The sequence below is a fragment of the Sinorhizobium sp. 8-89 genome, from assembly GCF_030124325.1.
Taxonomy (GTDB): Bacteria; Pseudomonadota; Alphaproteobacteria; order Rhizobiales; family Rhizobiaceae; genus Sinorhizobium.
In genome coordinates, this window is sequence record NZ_JASKLR010000004.1 from 131,414 (window position 1) to 149,472 (window position 18,059).

At 61.8% G+C, this 18,059-nt stretch carries 17 protein-coding genes; 6 read left to right on the forward strand and 11 right to left on the reverse strand.

The features are described 5' to 3' along the window. The 6 genes from ybgF to tolQ form a co-directional block, all read right to left on the reverse strand. A complete protein-coding gene (gene ybgF / locus QN219_RS10735; RefSeq protein WP_283999643.1) occupies positions 1-1,032 on the reverse strand; it encodes a tol-pal system protein YbgF in 1,032 nt (343 codons plus the stop codon). Positions 1,033-1,228: 196 nt separating this feature from the next. Then, complete coding sequence (gene pal, locus QN219_RS10740) at positions 1,229-1,759, reverse strand: peptidoglycan-associated lipoprotein Pal (RefSeq protein WP_173509200.1); 531 nt, start codon at positions 1,757-1,759, stop codon at positions 1,229-1,231. Between the two features lie 390 nt (positions 1,760-2,149). Further along, positions 2,150-3,460, reverse strand: a complete 1,311-nt coding sequence (tolB, locus tag QN219_RS10745; RefSeq protein ID WP_173509199.1) for a Tol-Pal system beta propeller repeat protein TolB — start codon at positions 3,458-3,460, stop codon at positions 2,150-2,152. Positions 3,461-3,539: 79 nt separating this feature from the next. After that, entirely contained in the window at positions 3,540-4,610 is a 1,071-nt protein-coding gene (locus tag QN219_RS10750; RefSeq protein WP_283999644.1) for a hypothetical protein, read from the reverse strand. Positions 4,611-4,619: 9 nt separating this feature from the next. Next, positions 4,620-5,072, reverse strand: a complete 453-nt coding sequence (tolR, locus tag QN219_RS10755) for a protein TolR (protein WP_283999645.1) — start codon at positions 5,070-5,072, stop codon at positions 4,620-4,622. A 27-nt stretch (positions 5,073-5,099) separates the two neighbouring features. Then, a complete protein-coding gene (gene tolQ / locus QN219_RS10760) occupies positions 5,100-5,819 on the reverse strand; it encodes a protein TolQ (RefSeq protein ID WP_269281556.1) in 720 nt (239 codons plus the stop codon). Positions 5,820-6,196: 377 nt separating this feature from the next. On the opposite strand from tolQ, the gene QN219_RS10765 reads away from it, so the two are divergent. Next, positions 6,197-7,051: a Ku protein gene (locus QN219_RS10765; RefSeq protein WP_283999646.1), complete on the forward strand. Its 855-nt coding sequence runs from the start codon at positions 6,197-6,199 to the stop codon at positions 7,049-7,051. A gap of 8 nt (positions 7,052-7,059) precedes the next feature. Continuing rightward, positions 7,060-9,657, forward strand: coding sequence for a DNA ligase D (gene ligD / locus QN219_RS10770; RefSeq protein WP_283999943.1), 2,598 nt, complete (start codon positions 7,060-7,062; stop codon positions 9,655-9,657). A gap of 152 nt (positions 9,658-9,809) precedes the next feature. On the opposite strand, the gene ybgC is transcribed toward ligD, so the two are convergent. Further along, positions 9,810-10,277, reverse strand: a complete 468-nt coding sequence (gene ybgC, locus QN219_RS10775) for a tol-pal system-associated acyl-CoA thioesterase (RefSeq protein WP_283999647.1) — start codon at positions 10,275-10,277, stop codon at positions 9,810-9,812. Positions 10,278-10,407: 130 nt separating this feature from the next. Here ybgC and QN219_RS10780 point away from each other — a divergent pair, with 130 nt between their 5' ends. The 3 genes from QN219_RS10780 to QN219_RS10790 are packed head-to-tail and all read left to right on the forward strand — an operon-like array spanning position 10,408 to position 13,405. Beyond that, on the forward strand, positions 10,408-11,628 hold the full coding sequence (locus QN219_RS10780; RefSeq protein WP_283999648.1) for an NAD-dependent epimerase/dehydratase family protein: 1,221 nt from the start codon (positions 10,408-10,410) through the stop codon (positions 11,626-11,628). Next, positions 11,625-12,503 carry a glycosyltransferase gene (locus QN219_RS10785; protein ID WP_283999649.1) on the forward strand — a complete coding sequence of 293 codons (879 nt, stop codon included), beginning with the start codon at positions 11,625-11,627 and terminating at the stop codon, positions 12,501-12,503. The genes QN219_RS10780 and QN219_RS10785 overlap by 4 nt, the downstream gene beginning before the upstream one ends. After that, positions 12,500-13,405, forward strand: coding sequence for an NAD(P)-dependent oxidoreductase (locus tag QN219_RS10790; RefSeq protein WP_283999650.1), 906 nt, complete (start codon positions 12,500-12,502; stop codon positions 13,403-13,405). Before QN219_RS10785 ends, QN219_RS10790 begins: the two co-directional genes overlap by 4 nt. A gap of 66 nt (positions 13,406-13,471) precedes the next feature. Here QN219_RS10790 and QN219_RS10795 read toward each other — a convergent pair whose 3' ends face one another. The 4 genes from QN219_RS10795 to ruvC all read right to left on the reverse strand — a co-directional run bounded on the left by QN219_RS10795 (position 13,472) and on the right by ruvC (position 16,782). Further along, positions 13,472-14,374 (reverse strand): metallophosphoesterase, encoded by a 903-nt coding sequence (locus QN219_RS10795; RefSeq protein ID WP_283999651.1) that lies wholly within the window; start codon positions 14,372-14,374, stop codon positions 13,472-13,474. Then, on the reverse strand, positions 14,375-15,415 hold the full coding sequence (gene ruvB / locus QN219_RS10800; RefSeq protein ID WP_173509188.1) for a Holliday junction branch migration DNA helicase RuvB: 1,041 nt from the start codon (positions 15,413-15,415) through the stop codon (positions 14,375-14,377). A gap of 181 nt (positions 15,416-15,596) precedes the next feature. Next, complete coding sequence (ruvA, locus tag QN219_RS10805) at positions 15,597-16,214, reverse strand: Holliday junction branch migration protein RuvA (protein WP_283999653.1); 618 nt, start codon at positions 16,212-16,214, stop codon at positions 15,597-15,599. 55 nt (positions 16,215-16,269) lie between these two features. Next, positions 16,270-16,782: a crossover junction endodeoxyribonuclease RuvC gene (gene ruvC, locus QN219_RS10810; protein ID WP_283999655.1), complete on the reverse strand. Its 513-nt coding sequence runs from the start codon at positions 16,780-16,782 to the stop codon at positions 16,270-16,272. Between the two features lie 271 nt (positions 16,783-17,053). On the opposite strand from ruvC, the gene QN219_RS10815 reads away from it, so the two are divergent. Beyond that, entirely contained in the window at positions 17,054-18,055 is a 1,002-nt protein-coding gene (locus QN219_RS10815) for an LLM class flavin-dependent oxidoreductase (RefSeq protein ID WP_283999656.1), read from the forward strand. Positions 18,056-18,059: the final 4 nt, after the last annotated feature.

Consider the following 18,059-nt stretch of genomic DNA (forward strand, 5'->3'; position numbering starts at 1 on the left):
TCAGCAGCCAAAGCGGCTCTGCTCGCTCGACACCTTTGCCTTCACCGCGGGCGAAGCCTTCGGGTAGCGCTTGTTCACCTCGCGCAGCGTCGCGCAGGCAGTTTCCTTGTTGTCTAGTGCACCGAGCGACATGCCGAGCTTCAGCAGCATCTCGGGCGCCTTGGGCGATTTCCCGTGGGATTGATGCGCGTTCAGGAAGGTCTTCGCTGCGTCGCTGTATTTGCCTTGCGAATATTGGGCCTCGCCCATCCAGAAACTGGCGTCGGCCGCCTTGTCGCCGTTGGGAAAGGTATCAAGGTAATCGCGGAATTCCTGCTCGGCCAAGCCATAGTCGCCCGAAAGCACGTGTCCGTAGGCGGATTGGTAGAGATCGCCAGGATTGTCGAGAGAGGCGGTTTGCTGCTCGCTGCCGGGATTGCCGTTGAGGCCCGCATCGCCGCCGTCTGCCGTTCCCGTCCCGACGCCGGGAAGCGTGGCGTTGGCGCCCGGCTGGGCATCGGCGGTCGCCGACACCGGATTGCCGTTCTCGTCGAAAATGATCTGCCCCAACGTCGTCGGCGGTGCGGCGCCCGTGGCTCCCGGATTGGCGCCCGTTGCCGCCATGTCGTTGCCGGCGGTGGGAGGTGCCACCGGTGGCTGGCTATCCGTCACCCCGGGGGTGACGGACGCCTGATCACTGGAACTCGGCGTTTCGAGTGCGCCGCTCTTCTTCGAAGAGGACTTGCCGTTTTCGAGGTCCTGGAAGCGGAACTCGTTGTCCTCCTGGAACTTCCGAATCTGTTCCTGCATCTGCAGCAACTGGAAGCTCATTTCCTCGATACGCCCGTTGAGTGAGCGGATCTGTTCCTCGAGTTGGCCGATCCGTCCGAGGTCGGCCGACTGCACCTTCACCACCGGCAAGTCATGTTTGCTAGCGGCATCGGCATGGGTCACGCGGGCGAAGAGCCCGGAAAGTGGCATGGCATTTGCCGCTGGTCCGAGACCCGAAAGGGCCACAAGACCAACCAGTCCTGCCACGACAAATTTCTTCATTTCGTCTGTCCTGTTCGAATACCGATTACTCCCACCCGCGATCGCGGTCCGCGATACTGTCGCCGATTCTTAAGGTGAGCGCGCCGCACAGTTTTCCAATTGCTGTGAAAAAGCAACGGAGTTCGGCTAAAGTGTGGTAAAAAAGAAAAGGCGGCCCGTGGCCGCCCCTTCAAATTCAAGTTCAGTGACCGGACGATCACATTCCGGCGCCGCCGAGAACGGTTACGGCGCGGCGGTTCTGCGACCAGCAGGAGATGTCGTCGCAGACGGCGACCGGCTTTTCCTTGCCGTAGGAAATCGTGCGCATACGGTTCGCGGGAACGCCGCGGCTGGCGAGATAGTCGCGGGTGGCAGCGGCACGGCGGGCGCCGAGCGCCAGGTTGTACTCGCGGGTGCCGCGCTCGTCGGCGTGGCCTTCGACGGTGATCGCGTAGTTCGGGTACTTCGCCAGCCACTGGGCCTGACGGTCGAGCGTCGCCTGGGCGTCGGCACGGATGGAGCTCGAGTCCGTATCGAAGAAGATGCGGTCGCCGACGTTGACGGTGAAGTCCTGCTGCGAGCCCGGCGTTGCCGCACCTGCGCCGAGACCGAGGCCGGCGGCATCATTCGGCAGGTTCTTTTTGGAAGCGCAGCCGGCAAGAGCGAGCGTCATGACGAGAGCGATCATGACCGGATTGCGGGCGATGGACTGCATGCGGCTCGCGGCCGGGGTGTCAATTCGGCTCATGGGCCGGGTCTCCTTGGAAGTGTCTGATTCACGGTTGCCAGACTGTAACCGGAAGCGGTTAATTGCTTTTCAACTGATATGGTTAACAAATCGATAATTTGCGTGGGGCGCCTGCTAGAACAGCACTTTGCGGCGAGAAAGCGGCACATCGGCCACATTTCCTGCCGGTTCTGTGGACACCCGATCACGATGATCTTGGATCGATCGCAAATGTGATCGCTTCTTGGTCCACGCTACCCGGAGATCCACAGCGGCCCTACAGCGCCGCGCGTCTTATCAGACGCGTAAAGACATGAAGCGCGCCGCATGGATCGGTCTGATCGCGGCGCGCTTCAGCAAGTAAGACACGGGATGCGGGCGGAGAGCCGCTTACACTTCTCCTCGTCGGCTCTATTCCATCAGAGGAGACCAGGCCGGGTCGGATGCGAAGCCTTGTGTCTGGACCGGCTGCTCGTTGTAACCCGTGAGGTCGATCGAATAGAGCTGCGGCCCGCCGGCACCCGCGTTCTGGCGGAAGAACATCAGGACGCGGCCGTTCGGCGCCCAGGTCGGGCCTTCGTTGTGGAAGCCGGTCGTGAGGATGCGCTCGCCCGAGCCGTCCGGCTTCATGACGCCGATCGAGAACTTGCCGCCCGACTGCTTGGTGAAGGCGATGAGGTCACCGCGAGGAGACCAGACCGGCGTGGAATAGGAACCGTCACCGAAGGAAATGCGCGTCTGACCGGAACCGTCAGCACCCATGACATAGAGCTGCTGCTTGCCGCCGCGGTCGCTTTCGAAAACGATCCTGCTGCCGTCCGGCGAATAGGACGGCGACGTGTCGATCGCTGCGGTGTTGGTCAGCCGCGTCGTCGTGCGTGAACGCAGGTCCATCGTGTAGATGTTCGCGTTGCCTTCCTGCTGCAGGCTCATGATCACGCGCTGGCCGTCCGGCGAGAAACGCGGCGCGAAGGTCATGCCGGGGAAGTTGCCGACCACCTCGCGCTGCCCGGTTTCGAGCTGCAGCAGGTAGACGCGCGGCTGCTGGTTCTCGAACGACATATAGGTGATTTCCTGACGGTTCGGCGAGAAACGCGGCGTCAGAACGATGTCGTTCGAATTGGTGAGTGCGCGGGAATTGGCGCCATCCTGATCCATGATCGCGAGCTGGCGTTTGCGTGCCGTCTTCGGGCCGCTTTCGGCGACATAGACGATGCGTGTGTCGAAGTAGCCCTTTTCGCCGGTGATCCTCTCATAGATCGCATCGGCGATGATGTGGGCGACGCGGCGCCAGTTTTCCGGCTGGGTGTAGAATTGCTGTCCCAGCATCTGCTGACCGGCAAAGGTATCCCACAGACGGAATTCCGCCTTCAGCCGGCCATCGCCTTCCTGGGTGACGCGTCCGGTGACGAGCGCCTGGGCATTGATGACCTTCCAATCCTCAAATCGCGGGGCAGCGTCCGGATTGGAAATCTTTTCGATGAAGGCACCCTTGCTGATCGGTGCGAAAAGACCGGAGCGCTTGAGATCGGCAGCAACGACGTCGGAGATCTTCTGACCGAGTTCGCCCTGCAGGAAGTCGGTCACCGCAATCGGCAGCGGCTCGACGTTGCCCTTGTTGATGTTGATCTCGACGAGTGCGTTTGCTGGCGAAGCAATGAGCCCACAGCCTGCGAACATCACCATCAGAAGGCGGAAAAAATTGCGTCTCAGCATTTCCATAAAGCCTTTCAGCCTTTCATTTTTCTGTACCGGTGAGGAAAGTGCGCGCGGTTTTCCGCCCGCATCCGCCCTAACCCGTTTAGAGCATCGAGCTTGGGTCGAAGTTGACGACCACCTCGCTCCAGGAATCATATTTGTCGGCTGGCAATCCCTTGAAGGGCGCGGATTTCAGGATGGCGCGTCGCGCTCCACCGGCGAGCGCCCGCCGCGCGGCATCGGAGCCACCCGTCGCTTCGACTTCCGGTTCCCCGACCAGTTCGCCGTTCGGGTCGAGCCGCATCGTCACCTTGATGCGGACGTCCGTGGCATCGGCCATTCCGGGGATGATCGACCAATTGTTCTGGATCTGGCCGCGAAGCGCATCCATCTCGCTCTGCGAAAGCGTGTTGCCGCTGGTCGTCTTCTTGCCGCCGAGCGCTGCTTCTTCGGTCGAGCGCTTCGCGCCGCCGCCGGACGATTCCTGCTTGTTGAGCAGCGCCGCGATTTCGTCGGCGTTGAAGTCGCTCTCCTTGGCGGAGGATGCCTTCTTCTGCTCCTTCTTGGTCTCTTCCTTCTTGCGCTCCGGCGTCTTGGCGGTCTGCGCCGGCTTTTCGACCTTGGGCTTCGCCATCGGCGTCGGCACCTTGTCGGGCAGCGCCTCGGCCTCCGGATTCTCGGCCGGCTGTTCCTCCGCCGGCGCCGGTTTCGGTTTGGTCTCGGGCTTCACTTCCTGCTTCGGCTCGGGCAGTGCCGCAACCTCCGTCGCGGGCTCGGACGCCGGCTCGGGCTCCTCGACCTTCTGTATCTCATCCTTGACCGGATCCGGTGTCGGCAGCGCCTTCTCGGTTTTCTCCGGCGCGGCGGCCGATTCATTCTGGACCGGTTTGGTATTGGGCGTGGGCGGCGTCTTCAGGTCCACGTCGTTGTCGCCGATGTTCTCGGCTTTCTCGACCGGCGTCGGCTTCTTGGTCGGAACCGGGGACGCCTTCTCCTTTGCAGGGGCTTTCTTGTCGCCTTGCTGTATTTGTGTGATCGAATCGATCGGCACGATGTCGACCGGCAGCGCCTCGACATCCGCGACCTCGAAATCGGCTGGGCTACCGAGCGACACCAGCGCCCAGGTGAGCACCAGGGCGTGGAGGACAGCAGATGTTGCGAGACTGCCCTTCATGACCGGGTATCACTTTTCCTGTTCTTGAAGCGTGACAAGGCCGAGATTCTTGAAGCCGGCCGCCGAGATCCGCGCCATGACCTTCATCACCGTGCCGTAGTCGGCGTTGGTATCGCCGCGCACGTAGATGCGCTCGTTGTAGCCGGTGGTGGCAATTGCCTCGAGTTTCGGAACGACTTCGTCGATGGCGATCGGCGTTTCCTGCAGGAAGATTTCCCCGGCCGGATTGACCGAAACGGTAATCGGCTGGGTATCGGAGTTGAGCGCCTTGGCCTGCGTCTCCGGCAAATCGATCGGCACGCCGACTGTCATCATCGGTGCCGCCACCATGAAGATGATGAGCAGCACCAGCATCACGTCCACGAAGGGCGTGACGTTGATTTCGCTCATGATTGCCTTCCTGCCGTTGCGCCGACGACGTCCGCCGCCCGAACCCTTGGCTCCGCCAACTGCCATACCCATCAGCGTGGTCTCCGTGCTCGAGGGTCGTTATTGCGCGGCTTGGCGCGAGGACTGCAGCTTCTCGTCGATCTGCCGCGACAGGATGGCGGAGAACTCGTCGGCGAAGGCTTCCATGCGGGCCGTCAGCTTGCCGGCGTCGGCGGAAAACTTGTTGTAGGCGATAACCGCGGGGATAGCGGCGAGCAGACCGATTGCGGTCGCAAGAAGCGCCTCGGCGATACCGGGCGCGACGACGGCTAGGTTGGTCGATTTCGAGCCGGCGATTGCCTGAAACGAGGTCATGATGCCCACGACCGTTCCGAAGAGACCGATGAAGGGAGCGGCCGAACCGATGGTCGCCAGCGATCCGAGCCTTGCTTCGAGCGTCTCGGATTCACGAGCGAGCGTTACGTCCATCGCCCGGTCGATACGCATCTGCAGGCCGATCGGGGAGCGGGCGCCGCGTTCGAAGCTCTTCTTCCACTCGCGCATCGCCGAGACGAAGATCGCGCCCATGCCGGCCGTCTGCCGGTCGGACAGCGTGCGATAAAGCTCTTCGAGCGACTGACCGGACCAAAAAACCTGCTCGAAATTGTCGAGCTGGCGTCGAACGCGCCCGAAGTTGAGCGTCTTGTCGACCACGATACCCCAGGTCCAGACCGAGGCTGCGATCAGCCCGAGCATGACCAGCTTCACGACAAAGCCCGCTTCCATGAACAGCGACCAGAGGGTCACATCGCTCGTCGCGGCCAATCCAACCTGTTCCATCGTTTCCAGTCCCCGAATCCAAATACCCGGCAAGAGCGGCTCATGCTCATGACCGGGTCGCCCAAACGTCCTATTGCAAGAATGCCCCGGCATCGCCGCTGATCGCGGCATTGCGATCTAATGCTTCAGGTTGCCTTCTTGCCGTCAATTTTGGTCAAAGGATGACGTGCACCGCACAAATCCTAATACACGGATTAAGACACCATTATGGTTAAGGGAGTGTTACTGCGATCGCACTTCGACGACTGGAGTATCACGGAACTTCACACCGCGTCGCACGTTTCGATCGCATGAGTTCCTTTTCCCTGAGACAGAAAGCGAAAAAACCGACGCGGCACTTTCGCCGCGCTGCAACGGACTCCGTGTAAGGTGTTGCCATGGCGCCTCGGGCAATGTGGAAGGGACAGCTTCGGCTTTCGCTGGTCTCGATACCCGTCGAGCTCTTCAGCGCGACCCGCTCGGGAGCCAGCATCTCCTTCCGGCAGATTCACAAACCCTCGGGCAAACCCGTGCACTACCAGAAAGTGGTCGAAGGCATCGGGCCGATCGATGTGGACGAAATCGTCAAGGGATATGAATACGAGGACGACAGGTACGTCCTGCTCGAACCCAAAGAAGTCGATGCGATCAAGCTGGAGACCAAGAAGACGCTCGAATTGGTTCAGTTCGTCGAGACCAGCGATATCCCGCCGCTCTATTTCGACAAGCCGTATTACCTCGTGCCCGCCGACGAACTGGCGGAGGATGCCTATCGCGTCGTGCGCGACGCACTAAGGACATCGAACAAGGTCGGGCTTGGGCAATTGACGCTGAGGGGCCGGGAATATCTCGTCGCCGTAAAGCCCTGCGGCGACGGCCTGCTTCTGGAGACGCTCCGCTATGCCGACGATTTGCGAAAAGCCGACCCGATGTTCTCCGAGATCTCCGGGAAAAAGGCGGACAAGGAGCTGCTGGACGTCGCGACCGCGCTGATAGAGAAGAAGAGCGCCCCTTTCAACGCCGAAGTATTCAAGGACAACTATTCTGCGGCGCTGAAGGAGCTGGTCAAGCGCAAGATGAAGGGCAAGTCAGCGCGTGTCGAGGTCGAGGAAGGCGAACGGCCGCAACGGCGAGGCGACAATGTCGTGGATCTCATGTCGGCCCTGAAGAAGAGCCTGGAAGGCGGTGGTGGCAAGAAACCGCAAGCCAAGGCGAAATCGTCTGCGCGCGGCGGCCGCCGGAAATCGGCATGAGGATGACCATGGCCGCTCGCAATGAACAGCTGTCTGAATACAACCGACGCCGCGACTTCTCGAAAACGCGCGAGCCAAAGGGCACGGTGACCCGGGCACATCCCGGCAAAAAGCGCTTTCTGGTCCAGAAGCATGATGCCACTCGCCTGCACTACGACTTCCGCCTCGAATGGGAAGGTGTGCTGAAGAGCTGGGCGGTGACGCGTGGTCCGAGCCTCAATCCGGAAGACAAGCGGCTGGCCGTGCGCACCGAGGATCACCCCTTGGCCTATGGCGACTTCGAAGGCACGATACCGGAAGGAGAATATGGCGGCGGCACGGTAATGCTGTGGGACACCGGCTGGTGGGAGCCGGACGATGACCCGTCCGAAGGCCTGAAGAAGGGCAAACTCTCGTTCCGGCTGCATGGCAGCAGAATGAAGGGTGGCTGGGCGCTCGTCCGCATGCGGCCGCGCGACGGCGAGAAGCGCGAAAACTGGCTGCTCGTCAAGGAGTCGGACGAAGTGGCGTCCGAGGACGGCGAGAGCCTGATCAAAGAGAACATCACCAGCGTGGTCACCGGCCGCAGGATGGAGGAGATCGCCGAGGGCAAGGGCGAAAAGCGGGCGCGTGTCTGGCACTCGAACAAGAGCACGGCGGCCAATCTCAAGGCCGGCGCGATTGCCGAGAACGACAATGCAGGCAAGCGTCCAACGCGAAAATCCTCCGGCAAGCTGCCCGCGTTCAAGGCCCCGCAACTTGCGACGCTGGTGACGAAAGCGCCCGCCAGCGATGCGTGGCTGAACGAAGCCAAGTTCGACGGCTACCGTCTGATGTGCGCCATCGGCGGCGGCACCGTCCGCTGTTACACGCGCAATGGTCTCGACTGGACCGCGAAGTTCCCGGCTATTGCTTCCGCCCTTGCCGAGCTCGATTGCAAGTCCGCCCTGATCGACGGCGAGGTGGTCGCGCTTTCGGAAGAAGGCTCGACCTTTTCTGCCCTGCAAAAGGCGCTGAGGACCGGCGCCAGCACACGACTCTATGCTTTCGATCTCATCGAACTCGACGGAAAGGACCTGAGTAGCAAGCCACTCGCCGAGCGAAAGGAGCGGCTGGAGACCCTGCTCGGCTCGCTCGGCACCACGTCGACCATTCAGTACAGCGAGCACGTTCGAGGCAACGGGGAGCATGTGCTCGCCGCCATATGCAAGGCCGGACAGGAAGGCATCATCGCCAAGGAAGCGAATGCTCGCTACCGTAGCGGACGCACCCGGAGTTGGCTGAAGGTCAAATGTACGAAACGCCAGGAATTCGTCATTGGCGGCTACACCCCCTCGTCGAAAAAGGGGCGCGCCTTCGCCTCGATCCTCCTCGGGACCTTCGAGGGCGATAAGCTGGTCTACCGGGGCGGCGTCGGCACCGGCTTCGGTGAAAAGGCGATGGAGGAACTCGCCGCCGTCTTTGCAAAGCGCAGGCGGCAGACGTCGCCCTTCGACAGCGTGCCGAAGGAAAGGAACCGAAATTCCGTCTGGCTGAAGCCCGATCTTGTCGCAGAGGTGGATTTCACCGAGTTTACGGCTGACGGACATATCCGCCACGGCTCATTCGAGGGATTGCGCGAGGATAAGGAGGCCAAGGCCGTGAAACTGGAAACACCGAAGCCGACAGCCGCCGAGGCGGAAACGGGAAGGGGCAAATCGTCAGCCAAGACGCGCACAGCGTCGCCCGTTAAGGGCGATGCCGATGTCCTTGGCGTTCGCATCTCGCATCCGGATCGCGTCCTCTTCGAAGGCCAAGGGATCACCAAGATCGACCTCGCCCGCTACTACGGCGTCGTTGCGGACAGGATGCTGCCCTTTGCGGCCGACCATCCCGTCTCGCTGGTGCGTTGCCCGCAGGGCGGGCAGCGACAGTGCTTCTTCCAGAAACATGCAAGCGACGGCTTTCCGGACGCCATCCGGGAAGTGCCGATTGAGGAGGCGTCGGGAGAGACCGAAAACTACATGTATGTGCACGATGCAAAGGGTCTGGTCGCAGCGGTGCAGATGGGCACGCTGGAATTCCACATCTGGGGCGCAAGGATCGACCGGCTGGAGAAGCCCGACCGGCTGGTCTTCGATCTCGATCCCGATCCGAGCGTCGATTTCGCCACCGTGAAGGCGGCGGCCGCCGCCCTGCGCGACGAACTGACCCACATCGGCCTCAGAACGGTTGCCATGGTGACCGGCGGCAAGGGCGTCCACGTAATTGTGCCGCTTCGCCCGCATGCCGGGTGGGACGAGGCAAAAGGCTTCGCCAAAGCGATCGCGCAATCCTTTGCCGAGCGCGATCCGGAGCATTTCGTCGCCACCATGTCGAAGGCGAAGCGCAAGGGGCGGATCTTCATCGACTGGCTCCGGAACGACCGCGGCGCCACGGCGATCGCCCCCTACTCCACCCGCGCGCGCGCAGGCGGCCCCGTCGCCACTCCGGTCAGCTGGGACGAACTCGAAAGCCTTGCAGCCGCCAACACGTTCCATATTTCCGATATTCTTGAACGCATCGAAGTCGGAACCGATCCGTGGGCGGATATCGACGAGATCAGGCAATCGCTGACGAAGAAGATGTTGAGTTCGGTCGCCGGCTGATCGCGACGGGCAAGTTTATGCGGCTTCCCCGACCGCACCGTGTCTGTTGCATGTGTCCTTAAATCGGAACCGATTTAAGGACAAAAACATGCAACAATTCAAAGTGCTATAGCGACCTTTGTGCGCCTGAAAAAACGCGCGGCGCTGTGGGGCTATTCGACCCGGGTCGGAATCCTATGGCCCGCCGCCAGGAACTTTACTGCCAGCGCTTCCGGCAACCGTCGTGGTCGCCCCTGCCCGTTGATGACGGCGATGATGACTTTGGCGGCGATCAGCAGCGTGCCGTCGCGGCGGATCTCCTGCTGCAGTACCATCTTGGCGCCACCGGCCCGCTCGGTCGCCGTCTCGATCGTCAGGATATCATCCATGCGCGCCGGCAATTTGAAGTCGATCTCCATGCGGTGGACGACGAAGACGAGGCCTTCCGTATCCCCCTCGATTGCGAGCGATGCCTGTTCGACGCCGAGCAATCGCAGGTAGTCCGTTCTGGCCCGCTCCATGAAATGCAGGTAGCGTGCATGATAGACAACGCCCGAAAAATCGGTGTCCTCGTAATAGACTCGCTGCACCAGCCGATGGCCATTTTCGGTCAGCTCGCCCGCGAGCGAAATTAATGACATCGTCTCATTCTCCGGGAGGATTTGTCTTTTTCTGTGCAGGAACAAAAAGCCATTTGCAAGCATTGCAGCTTTGTCACAATCCTATCCTATCACCTCACCATGTCCTTCTTCGCGATCAGGAGAACCGTACATGAAGATTGCAATCCTCGGCGGTGATGGTTTCGTCGGCTGGCCCACCGCGCTGCATTTGTCCGATGCGGGCCACGACATCCACATTCTCGACAACCTCTCCCGCCGCTGGATCGATACGGAGCTCGGCGTGCAATCGCTGACCCCGATGGACTCGATTCAGGAGCGCACCCGCATCTGGCACGCGGAGACGGGGAGGCGCATTCACTTCAACCTGATCGATCTCGCTCGGGACTACGAACTCCTCAAGAACTGGCTCGCCGAGCACCGGCCGGATGCGGTCATCCATTTCGCCGAACAGCGCGCCGCGCCCTATTCGATGAAGACCGACCGGCACAAGAACTACACGGTCAACAACAACGTCAACGCCACGCACAACCTCCTCAACGCGCTGGTGGAACTCAGCCTCGACGCCCATCTCGTGCACCTCGGGACAATGGGCGTCTACGGCTATTCGACCGTCGGCGCGGCGATCCCCGAGGGCTATCTGCCGGTCGGGATCGAGACGATGAACGGCGAGACGGTGAGCCAGGAGATTCTTTATCCGTCCAATCCCGGCTCGATCTATCACATGACCAAGTGCCTCGATCAGCTTCTGTTCCAGTTCTATGCCAAGAATGACGGTCTCAGAATCACCGACCTTCACCAAGGCATCGTCTGGGGCACGCACACCGAGCAGACGCGTCGGCACCAGCAGCTCATCAACCGCTTCGACTATGACGGCGATTACGGCACGGTGCTGAACCGCTTCCTGATCCAGGCGGCGATCGACTATCCGCTGACGGTTCATGGCACCGGCGGCCAGACCCGCGCCTTCATTCACATCCAGGACTCTGTCCGCTGCATCGAACTCGCGCTCAACAATCCGCCTGCGCGTGGCAGCCGCGTCGAGATTTTCAACCAGATGACCGAGACGCATCGCGTCCGCGACCTCGCAGAGATGATCGCCGGCATGACCGGATCCAAGATCGCTTGGCTGCCCAATCCGCGCAAGGAAGCGGCCGAAAACGATCTGGTGGTGCACAACGAGAAGTTCTTGGAGCTGGGTCTCGACCCGATCCGGCTTCAGGATGGATTGCTCTCGGAAATCGTCGATGTGGCGAAGAAGTTCGCCTATCGCGTAGACCGCTCGCGGGTACCGGCCGTCTCGGCCTGGACGAAGGAAATCGCGCCGCTGATCAACCACGATCCGGAAGGCAAGCGTCTGAAATCCGTTTCATGAGCCTCTCGACCACCGATCCGGAGGGGCTCCGCCCCTCCTCGCCCGCCCGCGCCCGCCATGCCTTTGTGACGCTGGTCACCAATGCCGATTACGCCCTCGGAGCGCGGGCACTCGCCCGCTCCATTCGCCTGACGGGAACGAGAGCCGATATCGTCGTCCTGCATACCGGCGGCGTTGCTCCCTCGACACTTGAGCCGCTCGGCGACTTCGGCTGCCGCCTTGTCGAAACGGATTTGCTGCCGCTATCGGACGAATTCAACACCAGGCACGCGCGGCGCAATGTCCATGAGAAAGCGCCCTTCACCAAGGGCCGCAAACCCGATTTCCACTCGCCGCTCGACAATTTCTGCAAGCTCAGGCTCTGGCAACTTGTCGAATACGAGCGCTGCGTCTTCATCGATGCCGATGCGATCGTGCTCCGCAACATCGACAAACTCTTCCGTTACCCGGAATTTTCCGCCGCTCCGAACGTCTATGAGAGCCTTGCCGACTTTCACCGGCTGAATTCCGGCGTGTTCGTCGCGGAACCGTCGCTCGATACGTTCGAGAAGATGGTTGCAGTGCTCGATGCGCCGGACGCCTTCTGGCCGCGCACCGACCAGACATTCCTGCAGAGCTACTTTCCCGACTGGCATGGCCTGCCCGTAACGATGAACATGCTGCAATATGTCTGGTTCAATCTGCCGGCGCTCTGGGACTGGCGCTCGATCTGCATCCTACATTACCAGTACGAGAAGCCATGGGAGGCGGATCACCCGCGCGCCGAGGCTCTTCGCCCGCTCATAGAGCTGTGGCGCGCCTACCTCACTGGCGAGAATATTCCGGACCTCGCCACGCTCGAGAATCCGGCACAAGCCGGCACCGTACCCTCATGACCCGCGTTCTTGTTTCCGGCGGCACCGGCTTCGTCGGCCGCTTCATCGTCGAGCACCTCATCGCCCACGGCTACAAGGTTACGGTCGGCGGCCGCATGCCACCGCCCGCGGGGTTCTTCTCGCAGCCGGTGTCCCACGTTTCGCTTCATCTCGATCCGGATGCGGACCAGATCGCCGCCTTCGACGATATCTATTATTTCGTCCACGCCGCCTTCCAGCATGTCGAGGGAAAGTATCGGGGCGGCGAAGGCAGTGACCCGCACGGCTTCCGCCGCGCCAATCTCGACGGCTCCGTCCGTCTCTTCGAAGAAGCCCGCGCTGCCGGGGTTCGCCGCTGCGTCTTTCTGTCGAGCCGCGCCGTCTACGGCGAAACGCCGGTTCCTTTCGTCGACGAGACATCGCCCGCCATGCCCGACACGCTCTACGGCGCGTTGAAGCTTGCCGGCGAAGATGCCTTGAAATCGATGACCGGCCACGGCTTCGTCACCGTCAGCCTGCGCGCGACCGGGGTCTACGGGCCAGCGGGTCCCGGCCGGAACCACAAATGGAGCCGCCTCTTTGCCGACTATCTCGCAGGCAAGGCCGTTCCGCCGCGCGCCGGCACCGAGGTCCATGGCGACGATGTCGCCGAGGCAGTACGCTTGATGCTGGAAGCCGACCCCGCAAAAGTCGCAGGCGAGGTCTTCAACGTCTCAGACGTGCTGACGGACAACCGCGAAATCCTCTCGCTTCTTCAGGCGGCAACCGGATGTCCCCTTCCGTTGCCGCCGGAGGCGGTTATGGATGAATTCAAGGTCATGTCGACGGACAAGCTGCGAGCGCTCGGCTGGTCGCCCGGAGGACGGGATCTTTTGGCGGCAACGATCCGCAAACTGGCCTGGGATAGGAGCGATTGCCCCTAACCTTCTCCTGAGCGGGAGAAGGTGGCCGGATGGCGGCGGCAATATCGGCAAACCGGTTACGGCAACCTATCCAAGATCGACCACGACGATTTCCGGCGGGACGCCGAAACGGATCGGCGCGATCGAGCACCCGAGACCGCCCGAGACGATCAGATTGCGATCCCCTTCGACGATATGACCATAAGCATACCGGTCGCCAAAGCGGGAAGGTACGGCTGGTGCAAGACCCGCAAACCGCACCTGGCCGCCATGAGTATGGCCGGACAGTGTCAGGGAAACGCGCGCCGGCACCTCCGGAAAGATATCGGGTTCATGAGCAAGCAGGATGACGGGCGCCGTGTCGCTCACCTGCGCCAGCGTTCCGTCGAGATCATCGAGGCCGGTCATGGAGCGCCGGCCCCATTTCTTGCCGGGCAGAAGGGCTAGTTGGTCCTCGAGCCCGGCAAGCCAGAATCCCAATCCGTCCTTCTTCAGGCGGATGGCGCCGTTGCTGTGGACCGCAATGCCGACATTCGCCAGTGCCCGATGCCCGAAGGTCTCGCCGCCGCCGTTCTTCTGCGCGGTCCTGTCCTCCCACCAATCGTGATTACCCATGATCGCATGGACGCCAAGCGGAGCCTTGAGCGTGGCGAGCGCCTTCGACCATTCGCTGGAGTGGACATAGCGCGTGACGAGGTTCATGCCCGAGGCGTAATCGCCAAGCAGAACCGTGACATCGCCGCCGAGATCGTTGGCCTGCGCGCATATGGAGGCGATGCGCTTGGTGGACATCCACGGTTCGCAGGCATGAAGATCGGCGAGTGCTACCACGCGAAGCTTCAGGCCGGGGGTCCAGCCGGGCGGTGTCAGTCTGTAGCGCGCGATATTCAGCCGCGCGAGCGGCTCGATTGCAAAGGCATAGCTGCCGAGCGCCGCGAAACTCGCGAAGCCGCTGCCGAGTGTCTGCAGGAATCCCCGGCGCGTGATCATTCAGTCGTTCTCCAGCGTCAGGCGGAACTGGGTTGTTTCCAGGTCCTTCGGCGGATTGAGGCCGAGATGCTTCCAGGCGTTCGCCGTCAACACGCGGCCGCGCGGCGTGCGCTGGATGAAGCCCTGCTGGATCAGATAGGGTTCGATGATGTCCTCGATCGCGTCGCGCGGCTCGGAAAGCCCCGCCGCAATCGTCTCGATGCCGACCGGCCCGCCGCCGAAATTGTGCGCGATCATCGTCAGATAGCGGCGGTCCAGCTGGTCTAGCCCCATGCTGTCGACGAGGAGGCGGGTCAGCGCCTCGTCGGCGATCTCCCTGGTTACGGCCTCCGCCCGTGCCACCTCGGCGAAATCGCGCACCCGGCGCAAAAGACGGCCGGCAATACGCGGCGTCCCGCGCGCCCGTCGGGCGATTTCGCGTGCACCCTCGTCGGTCATGCCGAGGCCCATCAGCCGCGCCCCGCGGCGGACGATCAGCTCCAATTCCTCGACCGTATAGAAATTGAGCCGCACCGGAATGCCGAAGCGGTCGCGCAGCGGCGTCGTCAGCAGGCCGAGGCGGGTGGTCGCCGCCACCAGCGTGAACTTGGAAAGGTCGATCTTCACCGAGCGCGCCGCCGGTCCCTCACCGATGATGAGATCGAGCTGGAAATCCTCCATGGCCGGATAGAGGATTTCCTCGACCGCCGGGTTCAGGCGATGGATTTCGTCGATGAACAACACGTCGCGCTCTTCGAGATTGGTGAGCAGCGCCGCGAGATCGCCGGCCTTTGCAATGACCGGTCCGGAGGTCGAGCGAAAATTGACGCCGAGTTCCTTCGCCATGATCTGCGCGAGCGTCGTCTTGCCGAGACCGGGCGGGCCGACAAAGAGCACGTGGTCGAGCGCCTCGCCGCGATTGCGGGCCGCCTCGATGAAGATCTTGAGATTGGCACGCGCTTCCGCCTGGCCCGTGAACTCGTCCAGCGACTGCGGACGCATCGTCGCATCGAGATCCTCGCCTCGCTTCTCCGGCGCAATCAGGCGTGCGGCTTCACTCATGTCAAACTTCCATTTCGGGATGGACGGCACGGCAGCATGGCGTCCGGGTCTAAGCCCCTTGCCACGGTGGTTCCAGCGCGTTCGACCATATTGGGAACGCAACGGGCAATCCAGCGCGGTCGGCACGCGATTACCTCATTCCAATGCTTTTGTGGCCGGAGAAAGGCTTGGCCTTCCGACCTCACCGCGCCAGTTCCTTGAGCCCGAGACGAATAAGTCTGGCACTGTCACCGCCCTCGCCGCCGTTCTTCAAGGCCGCGGCGACGGCGTTTGCCGCCTGGTCGCGCGAATAGCCGAGGTTGGTCAGTGCGGAAACCGCGTCCGCGACAGGTGCCGAGGCAACCCCCTCGCCCAGTTCCTGCTTGAGGTTGATCGCGGCAGATGGCTCTCCTGCAAAGGCGGGCGCCTTGTTCTTGAGCTCAGTGACGATACGTACGGCCACCTTAGGACCAACGCCCGGGGCCCGGGAGACCGATGCCTTGTCCTGCAGCGCGATCGCGCTTGCGAGTTCGCTGGGGGTCAGCGTCGAGAGCACTGCCAGTGCCACTTTTGACCCCACGCCCTGAACGCTCTGGAGGAGGCGGAACCATTCACGCTCGAGCGCGGTCAGGAAACCGAAGAGCTTCAGTTGATCCTCACGCACATAGGTCTCGATGAAGAGCACCGCCGCCTCGCCCGCCGATCCGAGTTTGCCGAGCGTGCGTGCCGAACAATGGGCGACATATCCGACGCCATGCACGTCGAGAACGACGTGATCCTCGCCGATCTCGTCAATGGTGCCCTTGAGTTTGCCGATCATCTGATCTTGTCTTTCTGGGTGGTTTGGAGCGCAACCGTTTAAGCAGATGGGCCACCTAGCCGGCAAGAGCCGCGAGGCGGCTGGTGATCGCCTGCCGGTTGTGCGCGTGGCAAATGGCGATGGCGAGCGCGTCGGCGGCGTCATTGCCCTTGAACTCAGCCTTCGGCATCAGCACCTTCAGCATCATGTGGATCTGCTGCTTCTCGCCGTGGCCGACGCCGATCACCGCCTTCTTCACCGCGTTTGGCGCATATTCAGCCACTCTGAGGCCGGCACGAGCTGGGACAAGCATGGCGATACCGCGCGCTTGGCCAAGCTTCAGCGTCGCGGTCGCATCCTTGTTGACGAAAGTCTGCTCGACGGCCGCTTCGTGCGGCTGGTAGCTGTGCACGACATCCGCAAGCCCGTCATGCAATTGACAGAGACGCGATGCAAGATCCATCTCGCCGTCGGAGGTCACGGTGCCAGAGGCCACGAAACGCAGCGAATTGCCCAAGGTTTCGATGATGCCCCAGCCCGTGCGTCTAAGGCCCGGGTCGATGCCGATGATGCGAATCGTGTTCTGCATGCCTCACCCTATGTCGGTCAGCCGGACGCTGCCAGAAAAAAGTGAACAAAACAAAAACATTGCACAGGAATGGCAGGCGCGGTCGCGAAGACGGCCTACAGCGACGTGCGTCTTTTCAGACACACAAAGGTCGCTGCAGCACTTTGAACTTCTGCATGTTTTTATCCTTAAAACGGATAGGTTTTAAGGAAACATGCAGTACCGCTCTTGGCTTTAAGAAACTTGAACCTACATTGCGATCGATCAATTTCTTTTAATTGAAGGTCTTGCCATGATCTCTTTCTCCGTTCTCGACCTGTCGCCGATTACCGAGGGCGGCAGCGTCGCCCAGTCGCTCGAAAACTCGCGCCGGCTGGCGATCTCAGCGGAGGAGAACGGCTACAAGCGCTTCTGGCTGGCCGAGCATCACGGAATGAAAGGCATCGCCAGCGCCGCGACATCTCTGGTCATTTCCCATGTGGCATCTGCGACGCGATCGATCCGCGTCGGCTCGGGCGGCATCATGCTCCCCAATCATTCGCCTCTCGTCATCGCCGAGCAATTCGGCACGCTCGCCGCACTCTATCCGGGCCGCATCGATCTCGGCCTCGGTCGTGCGCCCGGCACCGACATGAGGACGGCCCAAGCGCTCCGACGCAACATGGAGGCCAGCGCCAACAATTTTCCGAATGATGTCGTGGAACTCCAGGCGCTGCTCGGTCCCGTCACCGACGACCAGAAGATCATCGCCGTGCCCGGCGCCGATTCCAATGTGCCGATCTGGCTGCTCGGTTCAAGCCACTTCAGTGCTCACCTCGCCGGCATGCTCGGTCTCCCCTTCGCTTTCGCCTCACATTTCGCCCCCGACATGCTGCTCACCGCGCTCGAAATCTACCGCGAACGCTTCACGCCGTCGTCGCAGCTCGACAAGCCGCATGTGATGGTCGGCATCATGGGGGTTGCCGCCGATACCGACGAGGAGGCGAATTATCTTTTCACCTCCATGCAGCAGTCCTTCGTGGCACTTCGCCGCAACGCCCGCGGCCGCTTCCCGCCGCCGGTCAAATCCATGGAAGGATTGTGGAGCGGCGACGAAAAGATCTTCGTCGATCACGCCATGTCTTATGCGGTCGTCGGTAGTCCCGAGACGATCCGCAGCAAAATTCAAACCTTCCTTGAGCAGACCAGGGCCGACGAGCTGATCATTTCCATGCCGATCTTCGACATGGAGGCGCGGCTGCATTCCCTGAAGCTGTTTGGCCAGGCGCAGCGGGACCTCGCGGCTGCAGACTGAGCGA